This window comes from Streptomyces sp. NTD107 (genome assembly GCF_059510435.1).
In genome coordinates this window covers 1-271 of sequence record NZ_JCAJZV010000055.1, presented here as the reverse complement: position 1 = coordinate 271, position 271 = coordinate 1, and the positions used below count along the sequence as shown (strand labels likewise).

Here is a 271-nt window from a genome sequence, read left to right as displayed (position 1 = left end):
CGGAGCCGAGGCGGCGGATTGCCGCGATGGCTTCCTGGCGGGAGGTTTCCTGTGCGCCATCGGCCACGTTCGGAAGCATCGTCTGGAACCCCGGGTCGGAGTTCGCTCCCTCGACGAGTACCTGTGTGGGCGGCGGCATCTCGCTCTGGGCCTGGCGCAGGGCCACGCCCGCGTTGGTCATCGCCGCGCCGACGAGCGACGCGTAGGTCTTGAGGTTGTCCGATTCCAGGTAGAAGCGCCGGATCCACTCACGGAACCCCTCGGCGGCCTG

1 protein-coding gene is annotated in these 271 nt (G+C 69.0%); it reads right to left on the bottom strand.

What is annotated here, in order from left to right; translation table 11 throughout:
- Positions 1 to 271, bottom strand: a 271-nt coding sequence (locus AC5WRL_RS28145; RefSeq protein WP_496091505.1) for a hypothetical protein, incomplete at both ends; no start/stop codon positions are given.